The 20832-nt window shown below is 69.6% G+C and carries 17 protein-coding genes and 1 pseudogene; 12 read left to right on the forward strand and 6 right to left on the reverse strand.

Annotated features, from left to right (window positions below):
- Positions 1-7 precede the first annotated feature (7 nt).
- From SSMG_RS29430 to SSMG_RS29445, 5 genes and pseudogenes are all read right to left on the reverse strand, one after another.
- A complete protein-coding gene (locus SSMG_RS29430; RefSeq protein WP_009082063.1) occupies positions 8-946 on the reverse strand; it encodes a MoxR family ATPase in 939 nt (312 codons plus the stop codon).
- Positions 943-2064, reverse strand: coding sequence for an NDMA-dependent alcohol dehydrogenase (locus SSMG_RS29435; RefSeq protein WP_009082064.1), 1122 nt, complete (start codon positions 2062-2064; stop codon positions 943-945). The genes SSMG_RS29430 and SSMG_RS29435 overlap by 4 nt, the downstream gene beginning before the upstream one ends.
- Before the next feature lie 28 nt (positions 2065-2092).
- Positions 2093-3055, reverse strand: coding sequence for an aldehyde dehydrogenase family protein (locus tag SSMG_RS29440; RefSeq protein WP_009082065.1), 963 nt, complete (start codon positions 3053-3055; stop codon positions 2093-2095).
- Positions 3056-3116: 61 nt separating this feature from the next.
- A pseudogene (locus SSMG_RS47270) lies at positions 3117-3608 on the reverse strand (aldehyde dehydrogenase family protein); the annotation flags it as partial.
- 48 nt (positions 3609-3656) lie between these two features.
- On the reverse strand, positions 3657-5300 hold the full coding sequence (locus SSMG_RS29445; protein ID WP_009082066.1) for a sigma-54-dependent Fis family transcriptional regulator: 1644 nt from the start codon (positions 5298-5300) through the stop codon (positions 3657-3659).
- Positions 5301-5428: 128 nt separating this feature from the next.
- On the opposite strand from SSMG_RS29445, the gene SSMG_RS29450 reads away from it, so the two are divergent.
- The 5 genes from SSMG_RS29450 to SSMG_RS29470 all read left to right on the forward strand — a co-directional run bounded on the left by SSMG_RS29450 (position 5429) and on the right by SSMG_RS29470 (position 10360).
- A complete protein-coding gene (locus tag SSMG_RS29450) occupies positions 5429-5998 on the forward strand; it encodes a YdcF family protein (protein WP_037715225.1) in 570 nt (189 codons plus the stop codon).
- Between the two features lie 63 nt (positions 5999-6061).
- The gene (locus SSMG_RS29455; protein ID WP_037715227.1) at positions 6062-6307 is read left to right on the forward strand and encodes a hypothetical protein; all 246 of its coding nucleotides are present in this window, start codon (positions 6062-6064) and stop codon (positions 6305-6307) included.
- Between the two features lie 9 nt (positions 6308-6316).
- Positions 6317-6745 carry a MarR family winged helix-turn-helix transcriptional regulator gene (locus SSMG_RS29460; RefSeq protein WP_009082072.1) on the forward strand — a complete coding sequence of 143 codons (429 nt, stop codon included), beginning with the start codon at positions 6317-6319 and terminating at the stop codon, positions 6743-6745.
- A gap of 379 nt (positions 6746-7124) precedes the next feature.
- Positions 7125-8747 carry a ribosomal protection-like ABC-F family protein gene (gene abc-f, locus SSMG_RS29465; RefSeq protein ID WP_009082074.1) on the forward strand — a complete coding sequence of 541 codons (1623 nt, stop codon included), beginning with the start codon at positions 7125-7127 and terminating at the stop codon, positions 8745-8747.
- A complete protein-coding gene (locus tag SSMG_RS29470) occupies positions 8744-10360 on the forward strand; it encodes an ABC-F family ATP-binding cassette domain-containing protein (protein WP_009082075.1) in 1617 nt (538 codons plus the stop codon). Before abc-f ends, SSMG_RS29470 begins: the two co-directional genes overlap by 4 nt.
- Positions 10361-10447: 87 nt before the next feature.
- Here the strand turns inward: SSMG_RS29470 and SSMG_RS29475 are convergent, their stop codons facing one another.
- Positions 10448-11659: an IS110 family transposase gene (locus SSMG_RS29475; protein ID WP_009082077.1), complete on the reverse strand. Its 1212-nt coding sequence runs from the start codon at positions 11657-11659 to the stop codon at positions 10448-10450.
- A 227-nt stretch (positions 11660-11886) separates the two neighbouring features.
- Here SSMG_RS29475 and SSMG_RS29480 point away from each other — a divergent pair, with 227 nt between their 5' ends.
- From SSMG_RS29480 to SSMG_RS29510, 7 genes are all read left to right on the forward strand, one after another.
- Positions 11887-13014, forward strand: a complete 1128-nt coding sequence (locus tag SSMG_RS29480) for a serine hydrolase (protein ID WP_009082079.1) — start codon at positions 11887-11889, stop codon at positions 13012-13014.
- Between the two features lie 65 nt (positions 13015-13079).
- Entirely contained in the window at positions 13080-14234 is a 1155-nt protein-coding gene (locus SSMG_RS29485) for an SPFH domain-containing protein (RefSeq protein ID WP_009082080.1), read from the forward strand.
- A 25-nt stretch (positions 14235-14259) separates the two neighbouring features.
- Positions 14260-15393, forward strand: coding sequence for a hypothetical protein (locus tag SSMG_RS29490; protein ID WP_009082082.1), 1134 nt, complete (start codon positions 14260-14262; stop codon positions 15391-15393).
- 176 nt (positions 15394-15569) lie between these two features.
- Positions 15570-16670 carry a class I SAM-dependent methyltransferase gene (locus SSMG_RS29495; protein ID WP_037715229.1) on the forward strand — a complete coding sequence of 367 codons (1101 nt, stop codon included), beginning with the start codon at positions 15570-15572 and terminating at the stop codon, positions 16668-16670.
- Between the two features lie 63 nt (positions 16671-16733).
- On the forward strand, positions 16734-18002 hold the full coding sequence (locus SSMG_RS29500; protein WP_009082086.1) for a sensor histidine kinase: 1269 nt from the start codon (positions 16734-16736) through the stop codon (positions 18000-18002).
- A 226-nt stretch (positions 18003-18228) separates the two neighbouring features.
- Positions 18229-18603 (forward strand): hypothetical protein, encoded by a 375-nt coding sequence (locus SSMG_RS29505; protein WP_009082088.1) that lies wholly within the window; start codon positions 18229-18231, stop codon positions 18601-18603.
- Between the two features lie 132 nt (positions 18604-18735).
- Positions 18736-20664 (forward strand): tetratricopeptide repeat protein, encoded by a 1929-nt coding sequence (locus SSMG_RS29510; protein ID WP_037715232.1) that lies wholly within the window; start codon positions 18736-18738, stop codon positions 20662-20664.
- Positions 20665-20832 lie beyond the last annotated feature (168 nt).

A 20832-nucleotide genomic window follows, 5' to 3' on the forward strand; every position in this document is an offset into this window, starting at 1 on the left:
GGCGGGCTCAGGCTTCCCCCGGCGGGTCACCGCCTTCTGAGTCCGGCGGCGGCGATTCCGCGCCGAAGACCGCGACATAGAGTTCGTCGATCACCGATTCCGGGGTCCGGCCGCTGGATTCGTGCAGGCCGATCCGGCCGGACAGAGCGGCCAGCGCGGCGTCGTGGCCGATTCTCCAGTCGGTGGCCGACGCACCGCGGATGCGGGCCAGCGAAACCGCCAGCCGCACCAGATCGATCGCGCCGCGGACGGACGAACCGACCCGGAGGTCGGCGTGCTCGCGAGTGCGGCGTACCAGGTCCACGACTTTGGCCCGCCATTCCGCGGGGACCGCCGGGCTGCGGCGGGCGACGATGTCGCTTTCCTCGTCTTGGCTTTGGTAGCCCATCACGATCCGGCAGACCCGGTCGTAGATGGCCGACGAGATCCGTGCGGTGCCGACCGCGTCGAACGGGTTCATCGCGGCTACCAAACGGAAACCGTCCGCCGCGCGTACCCGGCCCAGGCGGGGCACGTGGAGTTCGGCTTCCGACATGACCGTGATGAGGACGTTGAGCGTCTCTTCCGGGATTCGGTTGACTTCCTCGACGTACAGCAGGCCGCCGGTGCGCAGCGCCTCGATGAGCGGACCGTCCACAAAGGTCTCCGGCACGTAGCCTTCGGCCAGCACGCGGGAAGGATCGAACTGCCCGACCAGGCGGGCGGGGGTCAGCTCGGCGTTGCCTTCCACGAACACGAACGGCGAACCGCCCGCCTCCGCGACGGCGCGTAGCAGCGTGGTTTTTCCGGTGCCGGGCGGACCTTCGAGCACGACGTGCGCGCCGCAGTCGAGACCGGCCAGCAGGAGTTCGATCTCGCGCTGGCGGCCGACCACGTCCGCGGTCAGGAGGGGGACCGCGGACTGCGGACCGGAAACCGGCCCGCAGTCCGCCGACAAAGCCGTCACGGCGCGTCGTGGACCAGCACGCCGCGCACGTTCCGGCCCTCCAGCAGATCGTCGTACCCCTGGTTGACCTCTTCCAGCGTGTACGTGCGGGTGATGATCTCGTCGAGCTTCAGGTCCCCGCTCTGGTACAGCCCGAGGATCTTCGGGATGTCCGTGGTCGGGTTGCAGTCGCCGAACAGGCTGCCCTTCACCGTTTTCTTGAACAGCGTCAGGATCGAACCGGGCAGGTTGACGTTGTTGACCGACAGTTTGTTCAGCCCGGTCAGCACGATCGTGCCGCCCTTGCCGGTGGCGTTGAACGCGCCGGTCACGATCTCCTCGGTGACGATGCCCGCGGTGACGATCGTCTTGTCCGCACCGTTGCCGTTGGTGAAAGACTGCGCCAGCTCGGCCGCTTCCTCCGGCGTCGCGACCGCGTGCGTCGCGCCGAGTTCCATCGCCTTTTCGCGCTTGTTCTCCAGCGGGTCCAGCGCGATCACGTTCTTCGCGCCGGCGTAGCGCGCGCCCTGCACCGCGTTGATGCCGATGCCGCCGACGCCGGACACGATCACCGTCTCGCCCGGGCGCACATTGGCCGCGTTGACCGCCGAACCCCATCCGGTCGGGACGCCGCAGCCGACCAGCACCGCCTTGTCGAGCGGCAGGTCGTCGTCGACCTTCACGACCGAGTTCTGGTGAATGGTCGAGTACTGGCTGAACGTGCCGAGCATGCACATCGCGCCGTATTCCTTGACCGGACCGGGGCCGCTGAACGGGAACCGCTCGCCCGGCAGGTAGCCCTCGAGGATCGTGGCGCCCATGTCGCAGATCGCCTGCTGCCCGGTGGAACACCAGCGGCACACGCCGCAGTTCGGGATGAACGAGCACACCACGTGGTCGCCCGGCTTGACGCGGGTGACGCCGGGGCCGACGTCCTCGATGATGCCCGCGCCCTCGTGGCCGAGCACCATCGGCAGCCGGGCCTCCAGGTCGCCGTGCGCGATGTGCACGTCCGAATGGCACAGGCCGGCGTGCGTGTACCGGATCAGCACCTCGCCCTCGCCGGGGCCTTCGAGGTCGAGCTCGACCACCTCGATCGGCTTGCCCACCTCGTAGACGACCGCTGCTTTCGTCTTCATCGGGAACTCCTTTGTTCGAGCGGGCGGATCACAGCGCGATGTTCACGGACTTGGTCTGCGTGTAGAGGTCGAGCGCGGCCGCGCCCAGTTCCCGGCCCCAGCCGGACTGCTTGTAGCCGCCGAACGGCATCGCCGTGTCGAAGCCGTTGTACTGGTTGACCCACACCGAGCCGGCCTTCAGTTCCTTGGCAGTACGGTGCGCCTTCGCGACGTCGCGTGTCCAGACCCCGGCGGCCAGGCCGTATTCACTGTTGTTGGCCGCGGCGGCCACGCCCTGTTCGGCGTTGAACGGCATGGCCGCCACGACCGGGCCGAAGATTTCTTCGCGGACAATGCTGAATTCCGGTTTCACGTCGACGAAAACGGTCGGCTCGATGAAGTATCCGGTGTCGCCCCAGCGTTTTCCGCCGGTGAGCGCGCGGGCCCCGTCGGCGAGGCCTTCGCCGAGGTAGCGCGAGACGCGGTCGAACTGCTCCTGCGAAACCATCGGGCCCAGCTGGGTTTCCGGGTCGAGGCCCGGCCCGATCTTCACCTGGCTCGCCGCCTGCGCGACCGCCTGGGTGAACTCCTCGAAGATGGTGTCCTCCACGTACAGCCGCGTTCCGGCGACGCAGCACTGGCCGTGGTTGAACATCCACGCGTTGACCGAACCCGGCACCGCGAGGTCGAGATCGGCGTCGGCGAACACGACGTTCGGGCTCTTCCCGCCCAGTTCGAGGGAAACCTTCTTGAGGTTCCCGCTCGCCGCCTGGACGATCTTCTTGCCCACCTCGGTCGAACCGGTGAAAGCGACCTTGTCGACGCCGTCGTGCGCGGCCAGCGCGGCGCCGGCGTCGCCGAACCCGGTGACGATGTTGACCACGCCGGGCGGGAATCCGGCTTCCTCGAACAGCTTGCCCAGCAGCAGCGCGGTCAGCGGCGTCTGCTCGGCGGGCTTGAGCACCACGGTGTTGCCCGCGGCGAGCGCCGGCGCGATCTTCCACGCGGCCATCAGCAGCGGGGAAGTTCCACGGGATGATCTGCCCGCACACGCCGACCGGCTCGCGCAGCGTGTAGGCGTGGAACTGGGCGTCCGGCGCGAACGGCATCGACACGTTCACCGTGCTGCCTTCGATCTTGGTCGCCCAGCCCGCGTAGTAGCGGAAGACGTCGGCGGCCCAGCCGGTGTCCACCGCCGTCGCGATCGCCGCGGACTTGCCGTTGTCGAGCGCTTCGAGCTGGCCGAAGATCTCCGCCCGTTCGGACAGCAGATCGCCGATGCGCCAGATCAGCCGTTCGCGCTCGTTCGGCTTCATCGCCGCCCACGGGCCCTCGTCGAAAGCCTTGCGCGCGGCGGCGACGGCGCGGTTGACGTCCTCGGCCTCGCCGTGCGCGACCTCGGCGATCTTCTCCCCGGTGGCCGGGTCGTAGGTCGGGAACGTCCGGCCCGACGCGGCCGGGACCCAGCGCCCGCCGATCAAGAGCTCCAGCGGGCCGGACACGAACTCCCGGACCTGGGTGTGCAGGGGGAATTCCACCGTTGCGGTCACCTGGCGCCTCCTCACTTCGTTGTGACGGAGGTCATCGTCACCCGGCGGACCGGGGGCGAAGTGTTACAGAAGTGGACAGTCGTCGGTCACGCCGAGCGCCTGCATGCGGCGGTAGAGCGTGGTGCGGCTGATGCCGAGTTCGCGGGCCGCGCGCAGCTTGTTGCCTTCGCTGGCGCGCAACGCCGTGACGATCGCGTTCCGTTCGGCGAGTTCGCGCCCGCCGAGCTGCCTCGTGCGGGAACTGCCGCGGTAGGCGGGCGGCAGCTGGGCGAGGTCGATCACCCCGGTGTAGGGAAGGCGGGACACCTCGCGCAGCACCGCGCGCAGTTCGTGCAGGTTGCCCGGCCACGGATGCGTCCGCAGCGCCGCCAGCGCGGTGCCGGTGAAGTGCGGTTTCCGGTCCGGGTATTCGTCGCGGAGCATGGCCGCAGCGATGGCGGGCAGGTCGTCGAGACGCTCGCGCAACGGGGCGAGGGCGACGGTTTCGGCGCATCTCGCCACGATCGCCGCGACGGCCGGCGACATCGCGTCCGACGGGACGGAAGTGAGCAGCAACCGCGCCGATTCTCGGTTGTCGAGCGCCTCGCCGACCAACGGGAGCAGGCTTTCCGGGAGCAGGTGCACGTCGTCCAGGACGACGGCGGTGCGCGGCTGGGTGACGAGTTCAGTGAATCTTGTTGCCCAGGCTCGCGGTTCCTCGCGCAGCGCGGCGGCGGCGTGCAGGACGACCGGATCGTCGACGCCGGCTCGCGTACGGGCTTCGGTGGTCCGGCCGGTGCCCGGTTCGCCGGTGACGAGGACTGAGCGGGCGGGTTTTACGGCCGCGGGCGTCGGTTTTCGGCTGCTGGTGCTCCGCGCGATGCGGAAGACGGCGCCGTCCGTCGATCCCTCCACGCGTTCGGCTACGACCGAAAGACTGATTCCGTCACCCACTTCGAGGCGGGTGTCGAATACTCCGCGTTCCGGCACCTGCGGCAGCAACGTGCGCAACAGGGTCGGATCGGCCGGGCGAAGGTGTTCGATGCAGGTTTCGTTGGCGAACACCAGATCGCCGCCGAGCACCGCGACCGGCACGCTGCGGTGGTGCGTGGCCTGCTGGAACGCCAGGAACAGCCGCCGTTCGCAGGCGCGGGCGCTCTCCAGCACGAGTTGTTCGATGTCGCCGACGACGCGTTTCACCAGCGGCCCGAACAGCGGGTTGCTGCTGTCGCTTTCGCCGGTGATGTCGAGGACGCCCTCGATGCGCCCGGTGAGCGGATGCCGGATCGGATGGCCGTAGCAGCTGAACCGCTTCAACGCGTCGGCGTAGTGCTCCTGTCCGTGGATTTCCACCGCCTGGCGCGATTCGTGCGGCGTGCCGAGCGCGTTCGTGCCGACGCGGCCTTCGCTGAGCTGCGAACCGTGCAGCACGCCGAGTTCCTCCAGCTGGTGCTGCAGGCGGCGGTCGCCGAACCAGCGGAAGACGAGGCGGCAGTCGCGGTCGGCGAGCAGGATGGAGAACCGGGTGCCGGTCAGCTGCTCGACGAGCTGGTCCAGCACCGGGCGGGCGGCGGTCATCAGCCTGCTGCGCGGATCGACGTCGCCGATCGAAATAGCGGCCCGGTCCAGCTCCGGCGCGACGCCGAACAGCCGGGACCGGCGCCACGAATCGGCGATCGGCGGCCGCAGGACGGCGGAGCCCTGCGACGGTATCCCTCCGAGCGACACTGCTCCTCCCGACTACCGGACGGCGACGTAGCGGTTCGTGTGACAGTACCTTCGCGGATCGACAAGTTCCAGACGTGCGTCTTTCTTCGCCTGATTCGTCCATTGTGGACAATGGTAGGATCGGGTGGGTGCCGCGCCGTTTTCTGCTGCTTTTCGTCGCGTTGTTCGGCTGGGCCGAATGGGAACACTGGCGATCCTCGCGCCGTGAGATGGGCGGCCGCCCCGGAACGTCGGGCACCGGCGAGGCGGTGGTCGTGCTCGGCTACCGCAATGGCGGGTCGCGGGCCAATTTCGTGAATCGTTGGCGAGTGCGAGCGGCAGTACGTTCGCAGGCGCCGGACCGATCGCGCCTGGTCCTGTGCGGCGGAGCGGTGGGCGGCCCGGAGCCGGAGGCGTCGCTGATGGCGCGGTACGCACGGGCGCACGGCTACCGCGGCCCGCTGGTGCTCGAAACGGAGAGCCGGTCGACGTGGGAGAACGTCCTCCACGCGGTGCCGCTGATCGAGGACGCGGACCGGATCAAGATCGTCTCGGATTCCCTGCACGCGGAAAAGGCACGCCACTACCTGCGACGGCTCCGGCCAGACCTGGCGGAACGGCTGGTGCCCGCGCGGGAGTACCGGTTCGGCGAGTGGATGGCGGCGAAGCCGGTTCTGGCGGTGATGGGGAAACGAAGCTTGCGACGGTTGCGGAGGTGAGCGGGGACGCACCTTGGGGTGCAGTGCCGCGGCCTGGCATCCGCGGGCCGGAAGCGTCTCGGCGTGACTGACACCGCGGGTCAGCGAACCCGAGCCGGACGCTTCACCCTGCTGAACGTCGGCCCTGTCCGCACCTTCCACGTCGTCGCCCAGCCCGCCGCCGACGACGAGATCGCCGATTCCTCCGGCCACCTCGCCCGCGCGTACTCCCCGGCCGACCGGACCCTCGTCCTGCTCCGCCCCGACGGCTACGTCGGCCTGATCTCCGACGCGGGCGACTTCTCCGCCGTGCGGGAGTACCTGCTCTAGCCTCTTCCCATGTCCGCCCCCGACGAACTGGCCGCGACGCTGTACGGCGCGGTCAGCCTGATCGCCCGCAGGCTGCGCCAAAGCCAGGTCGCGGCAGAACTGTCGCTGCCGGAACGCTCCGCCCTGTCCCGCCTCGACCGCGACGGCCCGGCCACGACCGCCGCGCTGGCCCGCGCCGAGCAGATCACCCCGCAGGCCATGAGCACGACCATCAGCGGCCTGTCCGCGCGCGGCTTCGTCGCCCGCGACGCCGACCCCGCCGACGGACGGCAGATGATCGTCTCGCTGACTCCCGAGGGCAGCGAGGTGCTGCGGGCTCGCCGCGACGCCCGGATGCGCCAGTTCGCGGCTTCGCTCAGCTCGGGGTTCTCGCCGGAGGAGCTGGCGGTGCTGGCGGAGGCGGCGCCGTTGCTGGAGCGGCTGGGCCAGACGTTCTGAACCGTTGTCCGTCCACTGTGGAACTCGGATGCGCGCCGTCCGCTTCCTGGTATCCTGATCAACGGACAGCAGACTCGATCCAAGAGGATTCCTATCGTGGTGGGTGAAGACGACATCTCCGGGTGAGCCCGGGGCACGGGCCATGACGGCACCGGCCCCTCGCTGACCCCTGCGCGGCCAAGACCGCGCGGCGGAGGTTCCCCCGTGCCGGTCGCGAGACCCACGGGCGGCGAGGCAACCCGAAACGGCTGCGCACGAGCGCGCCGGTCGGGGGAAGCCCAGGCACCAAGCCGGGCAGGTCGCGGATGGCCCCCACCCACGTCGTCCACGCCAACCCCAGCAGGGCCGAGCCCTGCCGATCCACCCGCGAGGCCGCACCATGTCCGATCTTCGTATCGTCCTGTCCGGAATCTCCTTCTCCTGGCCCGACGACACCCTCGTCTTCGACCAGCTCTCCGCGACTTTCCCAGCGGGCCGCACCGGGCTCGTCGCACCCAACGGGGCCGGCAAGTCCACTCTGCTCAAGCTCATCGCCGGGCAGCTGAAACCGGCCGCGGGCAGCGTCGCCGTCGACGGGGTGCTCGGGTATCTCCCGCAGGACCTGCCGCTCACCGCGGATCGCACGGTCGCCGAGGTGCTGGGCATCGACGCGATCCTCAAGGCCATCACGGCCGTCGAGGGAGGCGACGCGGCCGAGGAGCACTTCACCGTCATCGGCGCGGACTGGGACATCGAGGACCGCACCCGGGCCCAGCTGGACCGGCTCGGGCTGGGCGATCTCGCGCTCGACCGGCTGCTCGGCACGCTCAGCGGCGGCCAGGTCGTCTCCCTCGGCCTCGCCGCGCAGTTGTTGCGCAGCCCGGACATCCTGCTGCTCGACGAACCCACCAACAACCTCGACCACACCGCCCGGCAGCAGCTTTACGACGTGCTCTCGGACTGGTCCGGCTGCCTGCTGGTGGTGAGCCACGACCGGGCGCTGCTCGACCGGATGGACCGGATCGCCGAACTCGGCGCGGACGAAATCCGGTTCTACGGCGGCAATTTCACCGAATACGAACAGGCGGTGCAGGCCGAACGCGAGGTCGCGGAAAAGAATATCCGCAACGCCGAACAAGAGGTCAAACGCGAGAAGCGCGAAATGCAGCAGGCCCGGGAACGCGCGGACAAGCGAGCGAGCAACGCGAAGCGCAACCTGTCCAACGCCGGGCTGCCGAAGATCTTCGCAGGCACCATGAAGCGCAACGCGCAGGAGTCCGCGGCGAAGGCGGACGGCACGCACGCGGCGCGGGTCAGCGCGGCGAAGGCCAAGCTTGACCAGGCGGAACGGTCGTTGCGGGAGGATCAGAAGATCAGCCTGGAGCTGCCGAAAACCGCGGTACCGGCGGGGCGGACGTTGTTCGACGGCAAGCATCTTCGCGTGCGCGAGCTGTTCGCGGGCGACGGCGCGGATTTGTCGATCCGGGGCCCGGAAAGGATTGCGCTGACCGGGCCGAACGGAGTGGGCAAGTCGACGTTGCTGCGGCTGATGCACGGCACCCTCGCCCCGGACGCGGGAGAGATCAGCCGCGCGGACGGGCGCGTCGCGTATCTGTCGCAGCGGCTCGATTTGCTGGATTCCGAACGCACGGTCGCGGAGAATTTCGCGGACGCCGCACCGGAAATGCTTCCGGCAGACCGGATGAACCTGTTGGCGCGCTTCCTGTTCCGCGGTGCACGGGCGCATCTGCCGGTCGGCGTGCTGTCCGGCGGCGAACGGCTGCGCGCGACGCTCGCGTGCGTTCTGTTCGCCGAGCCCGCCCCGCAACTGCTGCTGCTCGACGAGCCGACGAACAACCTCGACCTCGTCAGCGCCGGACAGCTGGAAAGCGCGCTGAACGCGTACCAGGGCGCGTTCGTGGTGGTCAGCCACGACGAGCGGTTCCTGGCCGAGATCGGCGTCGACCGCTGGCTGCGGCTGGAAAACGGGCAGCTCCGGGAAACGGCCGGGATCGCGGAATGACCGCCCTGCGCGCGCACGAGATCGTGCGGGTGCTCGGGGGACGGCGCGTGCTCGACGGAGTGTCGGTCACCGCCGCCCCCGGCCGCCGGATCGGGGTGATCGGCGAGAATGGCACCGGGAAATCGACGCTGTTGCGAGTGCTCGCGGGCGTGGACGCGCCGGACCGCGGCGAGGTCGAGCGGCCGCCGGATCTTGGCTTCCTGCACCAGGAAATGCCCTTCGACCCGGCGGAAACGGTCGCCGACGTAATCGCTCAAGCCCTCACCGCGGCCCGCGAGACGCTGGCCGAACTCGACCGCGTCGCGGCGCTGCTCACCGAAGCGCCGGAAGATGCTGCCCTCCTGACCGAGTACGCCGAGTTGCTCGACTTGGCCCAGCAACACGAGGCATGGGACGCGGACCGCCGGGCGGAGATCGTGCTCGCCGGCCTCGGGCTCGCCGAGATCGCCCGCGAGCGCACGCTCGGCTCGCTTTCCGGCGGCCAGCGCGGACGGCTCGCGCTGGCGGATCTGCTGGTCCGCCGTCCGTCCGCGGTGCTGCTCGACGAACCGACCAACCACCTCGACGCCGAAGCCGCCGCGTTCCTCGAAGCCCAGCTGCGCGAACTGCCCGGCGCCGTCGTGTTCGCCAGTCACGACCGAGCCTTCCTCGACGCGGTGTGCACCGACATTCTCGACCTCGACCCGGCCCCGGACGGACCAGTACGCCACGGTGGCACCTACACCGAGTACCTCGGCTGGAAACGCGCCGAACGCGAGCGCTGGGAACGGCAGTACGCCGAAGAGCAGGAAGAACTGGAGGAACTGCGCGACGCGCTGAGCGGCGCCGCGCATCGGGTCGCGCCGGGCCGCCTCGCGCCGGACAACGAGAAAATGGGCCTCGGCCGCCGGTCCGGCCGGGTGCAGAACCAGATCTCCCGCCGGGTCCGGGCCACGACACGACGGCTGGACGAACGGGAACGCGCCCAGCTCCCCGCGCCACCGCCGCCGCTGCGGTTCCGCCCGCGCACGCTGGCCGTCGAGAACCCGCAGGAAACCCTTGTCACACTGGACAAGGTGAGTCTGCCGAACCGGCTTTCCGTAGCCCGCCTGGAGATCCGGCCCGCCACCCGGCTGCTGGTCACCGGCCCGAACGGCGCGGGAAAGTCAACGCTGCTTCTCCTCCTGGCCGGAGAACTCCCCGCAGAAGGCGCGACCCGGCAACCCGACATCACCACCGGAATCCTCAGCCAGGACACCACTTTCGCCCGCCCCCAACGCACCGCCCGCGCCACATATCTCGCGTCGCTAGGCCCGGAACGCGTCGCAGCCGTACCGCTGAACTCGTTGGGGCTGTTGACCAATCGCGAAGCTTCCCGGCCGGTCGGCGAACTGTCCGTCGGACAACGCCGCCGCCTCGCCCTCGCGCTTCTCATCGCCGACCCGCCGCATCTGCTGCTGCTGGACGAACCGACCAACCACCTCTCCCCCACCCTGTGCGACGAACTGGAGGACGCACTCGGCACCAGCCCGGGCGCGATCGTCGCCGCCACGCACGACCGGCGGCTGCGCGAAAACTGGACCGGCCAGGTACTCCGCATCGGACCCGACCACCGGGCTGCTCCGTTAGAGTGATCCGCGCCGGGCGGATGTCCGGCGGAAGGCCCGGGCGACGACCACCCCGCGGAACATCCGCCCGCGAAGGGACTCTCAATGACCGTGTCAAGCCGCAACAGTGACCGGATTCGGTGTGTCGAGGGTGAATTCGCGGCCGTCGCGCAGCAGTGCCCAGAGCACGTCGACGAGTCGCCGGGCCAGCGCTAGGAGGGCTTGGGTATGGATGAGTCGTTCGGCGCGCTTCTTGTCGTAGAACCGCCTGGACGGGCCTTGCGTGCGCAGGCTGGACAGGGCGGCCATGTAGAAGACCCTGCGCAGGCGTCGGTTGTAGCGTTTGGGACGGCGCAGGTTTCCGCTGACACGACCGGAGTCGCGTGGCACCGGCACCAATCCGGCATAGGACGCCAAGCGGCCGGCGGTCGCGAAGGTCGCCAGGTCACCGCCGGTGCTGGCGAGAAATTCGGCGCCCAGTCCAGGGCCCATGCCGGGCAGGGACTCGATGATCCTCGCCCACGGATGTCGCCGGAATCGGGCGGTGATCAGCTTGTCGGTGTCTTTGATCTCGCGGTCGAGGTCGAGCAGCTTGCGGGCGATGCGTTTGACGAGCATCGCGGCATCGGCTTCGCCGGGCAGCACCAGGTCCTGGGCGTCGGCGGCGGCGACCGCGGTCGCGGCGGTCTTGCCGATCGCCGGACCCCATGCCTTGTTGTCGGTGAGATGGGTTGTGACACCGCCGATTCCGGCGGTGCGGATCTCGGCGGGGGTGCACATCCCGGCGACCAGGATCAGCGGGGTTCGGTTGGAGTAGTCGAACGCGGCCTCCAGAGCGGGGAAGATCGAGCCCAGCAGCGCCCGCAGCCGGTTGATCCCGGCCACCCAGTCCGACATCAGGTCGGCGCGGTAGCTGGTCAGCTGGGTCAGCGAGACCGCCAGCTCATCGGGCATCGTGACCTCGGTCAGATCCCTTCGCAGCCGGGCGGTTTCGGCGATCACCCGAGCGTCTTTGGCGTCGGTTTTTCCTTCGCCTCGGAATCCGTGGGTCATCGTGTTCACGACCCGGCCCGGCACATAGGTCACCGACTGGTCGGCAGCCAGCAGCGCCGTGATCAGCAGCAACGCCATCGGACTCGTCACATCGATCGCCCACTGCGCCCGCTGAGCGGCCGCACTGGCACGAGCGATCAACTGCTCGATCGCGCGCTGATCATTCCCGAGTTTCTGACTGAACAGCACCTTCCCGTCGGTGTCGATCGCACACGCGTGATGCATCGATTTGCCGACATCGATCCCGACCCAGACCTCAAGGCGAATCGCCACCCATCCACTCCTGTCATTGCAGGTCACGCCCGTGGACAACCCCGCCGACAGATCCCTAAACAGCGACGACCCGCAACAGCTCTCAATCAGCGAACGGAGCGTCCAGCACGGCGGGGCAGCCAGTCCTTTCGAGCCTCGACAACAGGCAACAACCGATCAGCTACACCCCACCGCCCCGGGCATCCAGGGCACCAACCCCAGACACCCACAAACTTAGGGAACGACCGATGATGCACGAAGTCCTGTCCCGCCACGTCGACTCCGGATTCGTCCCGGGCGCGGTAGCCCTCGTCGCGCGCGGCGACGACGTCCAGGTCACCGCGGTGGGCCACCTCGACGTCGAGGGCACCGCGCCGATGACCCGCGACTCCATCTTCCGCATCGCCTCCATCACCAAACCGATCATCGCGGCCGCCGTGCTGCTGCTGGTCGAGGACGGCCGGTTCGGCCTGGACACCCCGATCGCCGAATGGCTGCCCGAACTGGCGAATCCGACGGTCGTGCGCACCCCGCACAGCCCGGTCGACGACGTCGTGCCCGCCGAAAAGCCGATCACCGTCCGCGACCTGCTGACCTCCCGCGCCGGATACGGCTTTCCGTCCGACTTCTCCCTTCCCCAGGTCCAGGAGCTGTTCACGGTGCAGACCGACGGCCGCGAGGTCCGGCTGCGGCCGGAGCCCGACGAGTGGCTCGCCCGGCTGGCCCGCATCCCGCTGCTGCACCAGCCCGGCGAGGCCTGGCTGTACGACACCTGCTCCGACCTGCAGGGCATCCTGATCGCGCGCGCGTCCGGCCGGTCGCTGCCGGACTTCCTCGCCGAGCGGGTGTTCGAGCCGCTCGGCATGGCCGACACCGCGTTCGAGGTCCCGGCCGCGAAACGGCACCGGTTCGCCAGCTACTACCGCTCCGGCGACAACGGACTCGAACTGGCCGACGCGCCCGACGGCCAGTGGCGCGAGGTGCCGCCCTTCCCCGCGGGATCCGGCGGCCTGGCCGGAACTGCCGACGATTGGCTCCGCTTTGCCCGAATGCTCCTTTCCGACGGGGACGGGCTGCTGTCGAAGGAGTCCGTCCGGCAGATGACGACCAACCACCTGACCGCGGAGCAGATCGCGGCCAACCCGCTCTTCCTCGAAGGACAGGGCTGGGGGTTCGGCGGGGCGGTCGACGTCGCGCCGAAGCAGCCGTGGCAGGTCGCGGGCCGCTACGGCTGGGTCGGGGGCACCGGGACCAGCGCCTACTTGACCCCTTCGACCGGTTCGGTGGCGATTCTTCTCACCCAGCGCGGGGTCGACGGACCCGGCGGCATCCCGTACCTGCAGGACTTTTGGCGGGCGGCGGCCGCGCCGGAGTGATCCGGCGGGGGCCGCGCACTGTACTGTGGCCCGCGGGCACGAGGCAACGCGACGAGGGGTCAGACGTGGGCATCTTCGACAAGATCCGCGGCGAGTTCATCGACATCATCGAGTGGACCGACGACAGCCGGGACACCATCGTGTGGCGCTTCCCGCGCTACGACAACGAGATCAAGATGGGCGCCAAGCTCACCGTCCGCGAATCGCAGGCCGCGGTGTTCGTCAACGAGGGCCAGGTCGCCGACGCCTACCCGCCCGGCATGTACACGCTGCAGACGCAGAACATGCCGATCATGTCCACCCTCAAGGGCTGGAAGTACGGCTTCAACTCGCCGTTCAAGGCCGAGGTGTACTTCGTCAACACCCGGCAGTTCACCGACCTCAAATGGGGCACGCAGAACCCGGTCATCCTGCGCGACGCCGAGTTCGGCATGGTCCGGCTGCGCGCGTTCGGCGGCTACGCGGTCCGCGTGGTCGAGCCGGTCGCGCTGCTGAAGGAACTGGCCGGCACCGACCCGCAGTTCCGCACCGAAGAGGTGTCGGACTACCTGCGCAGCATGGTCATCAGCAAGCTCGGGCCCGCGATCGCGGCCGCCCAGGTGCCGATGCTCGACCTGGTCACCCAGCAGGACCAGATCGCGGGCAAGATCGCGAACGCGCTCAACCTCGAACTGCGCGAGGTCGGCATCGAGATCTCGAAGTTCCTGATCGAGAACATCTCGGTGCCGCCCGAGGTCGAGGCCGCGATGGACAAGCGGACCCAGATGGGCGTGGTCGGCGACCTCGACCAGTACACGAAGTTCCAGTCCGCGAACGCGATCGAGGCGGCGGCGAACAACCAGGGCGGCGCGGGCGAGGGCCTGGGCATCGGCCTCGGCATGGCGCTCGGCCAGCGCGCGGCCGGACCGCAGCAGCAGCCCGCCCAGCCGCAGTACCAGCAGCCGCAGTACCAGCAGGCCCCGCAGCAGCAGTACCAGCAGCAGGCCCCGCCGCAGATGCCGCCGCCGCTGCCGCAGGGCGAGCAGTGGTTCGTCGGCGCGAACGGCCAGCAGCTCGGCCCGTTCGACCGCGCGGGCCTCGGCCAGCAGATCTCCTCGGGCACGCTCGCGAAGGACACCCTGGTGTGGAAGGCGGGCATGGCGCAGTGGACGCCGGCCGCGCAGGTGCCGGAGGTGTCGGCGCTGTTCGGCTCGACCCCGCCGCCGCTGCCGCCGTCCTGAGCCGCGCCGACCTTCTGGGGGACCCATGACTGACCCGCGCTTCCCGCAGGAAGGCGTGGCCAACACGACCTATCCGTGCGGCGGCTGCGGCGCGCGGCTGGAGTTCGCGCCGGGCACGACGGCCCTGCAGTGCCCGTACTGCGGGTTCCGGCAGGAAATCGCCGCCGGGGAGCGGCAGATCCGCGAGATCCCGTTCGCCGAGCTGGCGAACCTCGCGCGCAAGCCGGTGGGCTCGATCGGCAAGTACGTCTTCGTGTGCCAGCGCTGCGCGGCGCGGACGGAAACCAACGAGACCGCCAGCATGTGCCAGTTCTGCGGCGCGCCGCTGGTGATCGACCCGGAGGCGTCCGGGCAGCTGGTGCCCGAGGGCGTGCTGCCGTTCGCGTTCGACCGACCCGCGGTGAGCACGCATCTGAAGAAGTGGACGTCTTCGCGTTGGTTCGCGCCGACCGCGCTGAAGAAGGTCACCACCGCGGAGTCCACGAAGAGCACGTACATCCCGCACTGGACGTACGACTCGCAGACCGTGTCGGTGTACACCGGCGCGCGCGGCGAGTACTACTACGTCACCGAGACCTACTACGACAACGGCGAGCGCAAGACCCGCCAGGTACGGCATACCCGCTGGTACCCGGCGCGCGGGCAGGTCGCGCGGAACTTCGACGACGTCCTGGTCCCGGCGAGCACCCAGCTGCCGCTGCCGGAACTGGACAAGCTCGCGCCGTGGCCGCTGCTCGACGCGGCGCCGTACCAGCCGCAGTTCCTTTCCGGGCATTTCGCGCTGCGGTACGACATCGAACCGGAGAACGGCTTCGAAGAGGCCAAGAACCGGATGGCCCCGATCATCGCCGACGACTGCAAGTACGACATCGGCGGCGACACGCAGCAGCTCAACTCGGTGGACACGCAGCACAACAACGTGACCTTCAAGCTGATGCTGCTGCCGGTCTGGGTCGCGACCTACGTGTACGCCGGGAAGAACTGGCAGATCCTCGTCAACGGCCGCACCGGCGAGATCCACGGCCAGCGTCCGTGGAGCAAGGTCAAGATCGCTATCGCCGTGGTGCTCGCGCTGATCGTGATCGCGGCGATCGTCTATTTCGTCGCGATGAAGGGCCACAGCACGGGCACGACCCACCATTCCGTTACGCACCACTGAGTTTTCTTCGAAGGATGTGAAGTGCCGTGCTGATGGGCATGGTTCTCGGCGACCGTCGCTCCCGCGTTTCGCGGGAGCACGCGGGTTCGCCGCTGTCTTGACCGGCGGGAATCCTCGCCTGCTCTCCGCGAAGCGTCGACGGCTGACTGGCCCTTCGACCCTTCCCGGGAGCATTCATGTCCACCGTCCAGTGGACCGAAAACGGAACTGTCCGCACCGCCCGGTGGCATTCCGAAAACGGAACTCCGCCGCCGGGCCGCATTGTCGTCGTCGATGACCGGCTGACCGCTGCCGCCGCACTGCGATTCGCGCGTGCTGGCACCGGAATGCTGTGGCGCGGCGATTTTCCCAACGCACGACAGCTCGTGCGCGCCATGGACCGCCGCCTCCCGCAACGCTCGGGAACTTTCGCCGAGGTGCGTGCCGCGCGCTCGGAACGTGCGGCGCTGCTCGGAAAAATCCTGGTCTCCGTGGAAGCGGACCATTCGCTTCAGCTTCGCCGAGCCCCTGACATCCGCGCCGCCTGCGAGCACGCGTTCGGCGGTTTACCCGGCACGCTGATCTCGTTGCGTGAGCTGCTCGGCGCCCTGAGCGCTTATCAATGGCACCAAAACGGCATTCCCATCAAGGCTTTGGGCGCGCGACTGTATCCGGCGTACAGCGTGTTCGCGCCGACCCGGAGCGAATACCTCGATCTTGTCGCGCAGGAACCGTTGCCGGGCAACGGATCTCCGGTGGTCTTCGATCTCGGCACCGGAACCGGCGTACTCGCCGCCATTCTGGCTCGGCGCGGCGCCGCCGAAGTGGTCGCGACCGACCTCAACCCGCTGGCGGTGCGGTGCGCGCGGGACAACCTGCGCCGGCTCGGCCTGTCCGACCGGGTCCAGGTTCGCGAAACCGACCTGTGGCCGTCGGACCGACGCGCCGACCTGGTCGTCTGCAATCCGCCGTGGCTGCCCGGAAACCCGTCTTCGGCGCTGGAACTCGGGATCTACGACCCCTCGTCCGCCATGCTGAACCGCTTTCTCGACGGCCTGCCCGGCCATCTGACGCCGCACGGCGAAGGCTGGCTGATCCTGTCGGACCTCGCCGAACACCTCGGGCTGCGGACCCGCGCCGAACTGCTCGACCGGATCGCCGCCGCCGGTCTCACGGTCGCGGGACGCCGGGAAACCACGCCGAGGCACCGGCGCGCCACGGACCGTGCCGATCCCCTGCACGCCCAGCGTTCCCGCGAACGCACGATCCTGTGGCGGCTGGCCCTGTCCAGAGCGTGACCCGGCGTTTCCACACTGGACTGCACCAATCGAATATCCTCGCCGGAGACACGGGGAGGGACGATGCCCGTACCGGGTTTTGCCGTACCGCGCCGGGAATTCGTGCGGACGCTGCTGCATCGCGGCAGCCCGCCGGAGCGGCCGGACGCCGGCGAGGATCTGGCCGAGGTCGGCGACGCGACGCTGGCGCGCGCCGCGCGGTACTGGGTCGTCGTCCCGGTCGCCTACCGGATCGCCGCGTTCGTGAAGGTGTTCATCGGGTTCGCCGCGGCCAACGGCAGCACCGGGTTGTTCCCGGTGCTGCCCGCGGCCGCGCTGGGCGTCGCCGCGAACGCCGGGTTCCTGTGGTGGCTGCTGCGCTCCGGCGGCCTCCCCGCGCGGCGCACGCGGCGGGTGCTCACCGCGGACCTCGGCGCGGGCCTCGTGCTGAACCTGCTAATCGCGGTGCTCGCCCCGGACGCGGTGCAGCCGTTCGCGATCGACGTCACCTGGACGTGGCTCGTCGGCTCGGTCGCGATGTGGGCCGGGACGTCCGGGCTGCCCGCGGCGTTGCTGCTGCTCGCCGCGGCGGTCCCGCTCCGGGTCCTGCTGACCGCGGCCGGCGGCCTGCGGCTGGACAACCCGCTCGCGCTCAGCCGGTCGATCGGCTGCCTGGTCGCGCTCGCGGTGTCGATCGTGGTGGCGTGCGGGATCCTGGTGCTGCTGGGCGTCGGCACCCGGTTCGCCCTCGACATCGGCCTGCGCCGCGGTCAGGAGGCCGAACGCAGGCGCACCCAGCGGCTCCTGCACGACAGCGTGCTGCAGACGCTGGAAGCGCTCGCGATCGCCCCGTCCGACGACGCCGACCACGCCGCCGAACGACTCGCCCAGCTCCGTTCGGTCGCCCACGCCGAGGCGGCCGAACTCCGCCGGAGCATCACCGAGCCGGTCGAACCGCGCACCGGACGCAGCTTCGTGGTGGAACTGGCCGACGTCGCCGCCGAAATGGCCCGCGAAGGCCTGCGCACCCAGCTCGTGGCCGCCGACTTCGCCGACGACGACCGCCTGTCCGCCGACCGGCGCACCGCGCTGTGCGAAGCGGTCCGGGAAGCCCTGCGCAACACGGTGAAACATGCCGGGACGAGCCGGGTAGTGCTCCGAGTGGAGGAACGCGACGGCGGAACGGCCGTAGTCGCACGCGACCAGGGGCGGGGCTTCGACGTCCGCGAACGGGGCCCGGGGTTCGGCATCCGGCAGTCGATCGAGGCCCGGCTGGCGGAGGTCGGGGGCACCGGACAGGTGGAATCTACGCCCGGGCACGGAACACGGGTGACGCTGTGGGTTCCGCACTGACCACGCGGAGGCAGCGGATTTTCGCCGAATCGAGTGATATCGATACGCTTTCCGGAGTCATCCGCTCATTTCGCTGATTATTCAATTCACTCTGTGTGCGCTTGTGTCACAAATTGCGAACACAGAACCTCCGCGCATGCGCCACGTTCGTAGGTTCACATTCCCGCTCCGCGAGTCAGATAATGGAGGGTCAGGCACAAGCAGGCCCAGCAGCGGGAGCGCTTGCATGGACACGCCGGACGAGGCGCGCACGAACCGGATCGAGCGGAATCGCCGCATGCTCGAATCCTGGCGAGCGGGCGCGTCGATCACCCAGATCGCCCGGGAAAACGGGCTGTCCCTGAGCTGGACCGGACGCCTGCTGCGCCAGGAAGGCGCGGTGCTGCCGGAAATCCGCCAAGGCGTGCGCCGCGAACTCGACGTGCCGCGAATAGTCCGCGAGTACGAGTCGGGCTCGACTATTCAGAGCATCGCGGACGCGCATCAAGCGTCCTATGGCACTATCCGTCGCTTGCTGTTGCGGGAAAAAGTGGCCATCCGCCCGCACGGCGGCCAAAACGCTCTCGATCGGCGCAAGCCCGGCGAGCCCCCTCGACACTGAGCAACGTCTCGAGGGCGGGTGATTCCCGCCGCTTTTCGTTTCTTTTGCCGCCCGCAGCAGGTAAGGAGGAATAATGGGGGGAGTGGAATGAGCGAGGCGCGGCCAGGGGCAACCGTAGCATCCGGCAGACCAGTGCGGGCGCCGGTCCAGCTCCCGCCCGCGCCGGCCGTGCTGCTCGGCCGCGCCCCGGAACTCGGCCTGCTGGACGAAATCCGGCTCCGCTCCGACCCCGCGCCGTCCGTCGTGGTGCTCACCGGCGTCGGCGGGATCGGCAAAACCGCGCTCGCCCTGCATTGGCTGCACCAGCGCCGCGCCGAGTTCCCGGACGGCATCCTCTGCGCGCGGTTTTCCGCCGAGGGCACCGAAACCGCGGAATCCGCGAGCGGGGTGCTGCACGGTTTCCTCGCCGCGCTGGGCCTTCCTGCCGACGACATCCCGGCCTCGCTCGCCCAGCGGGCCGCCGAATTCCGTGCGGTGACAGCGGATCGGCGATTCGCCGTGCTGCTCGACGACGTCGTGCACAGCGCCGACGCGCGTGCCGTGCTGCCGTCCAGCGCGCACGCGTTCGTGCTCGTCACCAGCCGGTCGCAGCTGACCAGCCTCGCGCTGGACGGCGCGGAAATCCTTCCGCTCAGCCCGCTTCCGGACCGGCCGGCCCGCGAGGTGCTCGTCCGCCGCTCCGGGCAGCGCCAGTTCAGCCAGGAGGACGCGGAAAATCTGCTGACCGCGTGCGCTGGGCTGCCGCTGGCACTTACTCTCACCGGAGCGCGGCTGCGCGTGCGGCCAAGACGCAACCCGCACCAGGAAGCCCGCCGCGGACGGGTCCGGCGTTTCGGCGGTTTCGCCGACTTGGCAACGGTTTTCGACGCCTCGTACGCCGCGCTCGACGATTCGGCCGCCCGGCTCTACCGCACGTGCGGCATCCTGCCCGGCCCGCATCACGCGGTCGACGCGCTCGCCGACACGCTCCAGAGTTCGCCCGCGCACCTGGACGACGCCGTCGACGAGCTGATCGAAGCCAACCTCCTCCACGAGCTGGAGGACGATACCGTGGCGCAGCACGACGTCGTCCGCCACGACGCCCGCGTGCGCGCGGAACGCCAGGACGCCGAGGCCGACCGGCGTTATCTCGTTCACCGGTACATCCGCTGGTACCGCGACCAAACCGTCACCGCGAGCGCCCTCATCCACCCGTTCCGGCCGAATTTCGCGGCCGAAACCGTTGCGCCGACCGGATCTTTCGCCGACCGCGACCACGCGGTGCGCTGGTGGCGACGGGACCGGACGGTGATCAACGCCGTCGCGAAGGCCGCCTCGGCCCACGGCTGGGACGAGGAACTGTGGCAGCTCGCCGAAGCGTCGTGGGGATTTTTCCTGCACCACCGGGATTACGAACCGTTCCTCGAACTCTGCACGGCGGGGATCGCCGCCGCCCGCCGATGCCGGCTGCCGCTGGTGGAAGCCCGGATGCACAGCCAGGCCGGCTTTGTCTGCGACCAGCTCGGCCGCTACGACGAAGCCGCCGCGCACAATGCCGTGACTCTCGAAATCGGCGAACGAGAGCAGCACGGCCCGACGCAAGCCTCCGCGCTGGCCCGGCTCGCCAGGAACGCGCGAAGACAGCAAGACTGGGAAGCCGCGCTCGAGCTGTACGAGCGCAGCGCCCGGAAACACGCCGAGGCCGGCATTCCCCGCGGCGTCGGCCAAGCCCGCTATCGGCGCGGCGAAGTCCTGATCAAGCTGGGCCGCGACGACGAAGCACTGCGCGAACTGGCCGAAGCCACCGCCATCCTGGACGAAGCGGGCGACGCCGTCCAGCACGCGCGCGCGGTCATCCCGCTCGCCGCGATCCACGCCCGGCGGGGCGACTACCGCCGGGCGCGCACCGAACTCCTGGAAGCACTCGAAGGCGTCAAACGCCTCCAGTCACCGCATTTCCAGGCCGAGATCCTCACCGCGCTCGCCGATCTCGAACGCGGCCACGGCGACGAGACAGCCGCCCAGCGCCATCTCGACGAGGCCCGCCGCCTCAGCGGGGATTCCGCCGAGCCGCCGCACTGACCACACCGCGCCGCCCGGCCAGCACACCGCCGCGGCGATCGCTCCCGGCCACTCCGCCCGCAGCTCGTCAGCCTCGCCTCGGGTCGCGGCCCGCGTACCGCACCGGACCACGACGTCCGCTTCGGCCGAGCACCGCGGCCCGGCGCGATCGACATCGGCGACCAGCAC

The sequence above is a fragment of the Streptomyces sp. AA4 genome, from assembly GCF_000158875.1.
In the GTDB taxonomy this organism is placed as follows: Bacteria; Actinomycetota; Actinomycetes; order Mycobacteriales; family Pseudonocardiaceae; genus Amycolatopsis.

What these genes read in the sequence shown, in the direction of transcription:
- abc-f (WP_009082074.1), top strand. Translation starts at nt 7,125, where the DNA reads ATGTCCGATCTTCGTATCGTCCTGTCCGGAATCTCCTTCTCCTGGCCC.
- SSMG_RS29470 (WP_009082075.1), top strand. Translation starts at nt 8,744, where the DNA reads ATGACCGCCCTGCGCGCGCACGAGATCGTGCGGGTGCTCGGGGGACGG.
- SSMG_RS29460 (WP_009082072.1), top strand. Translation starts at nt 6,317, where the DNA reads ATGTCCGCCCCCGACGAACTGGCCGCGACGCTGTACGGCGCGGTCAGC.
- SSMG_RS29505 (WP_009082088.1), top strand. Translation starts at nt 18,229, where the DNA reads ATGGACACGCCGGACGAGGCGCGCACGAACCGGATCGAGCGGAATCGC.
- SSMG_RS29440 (WP_009082065.1), bottom strand. Translation starts at nt 3,055, where the DNA reads ATGGCCGCGTGGAAGATCGCGCCGGCGCTCGCCGCGGGCAACACCGTG.
- SSMG_RS29435 (WP_009082064.1), bottom strand. Translation starts at nt 2,064, where the DNA reads ATGAAGACGAAAGCAGCGGTCGTCTACGAGGTGGGCAAGCCGATCGAG.
- SSMG_RS29500 (WP_009082086.1), top strand. Translation starts at nt 16,734, where the DNA reads ATGCCCGTACCGGGTTTTGCCGTACCGCGCCGGGAATTCGTGCGGACG.
- SSMG_RS29495 (WP_037715229.1), top strand. Translation starts at nt 15,570, where the DNA reads ATGTCCACCGTCCAGTGGACCGAAAACGGAACTGTCCGCACCGCCCGG.
- SSMG_RS29490 (WP_009082082.1), top strand. Translation starts at nt 14,260, where the DNA reads ATGACTGACCCGCGCTTCCCGCAGGAAGGCGTGGCCAACACGACCTAT.
- SSMG_RS29480 (WP_009082079.1), top strand. Translation starts at nt 11,887, where the DNA reads ATGATGCACGAAGTCCTGTCCCGCCACGTCGACTCCGGATTCGTCCCG.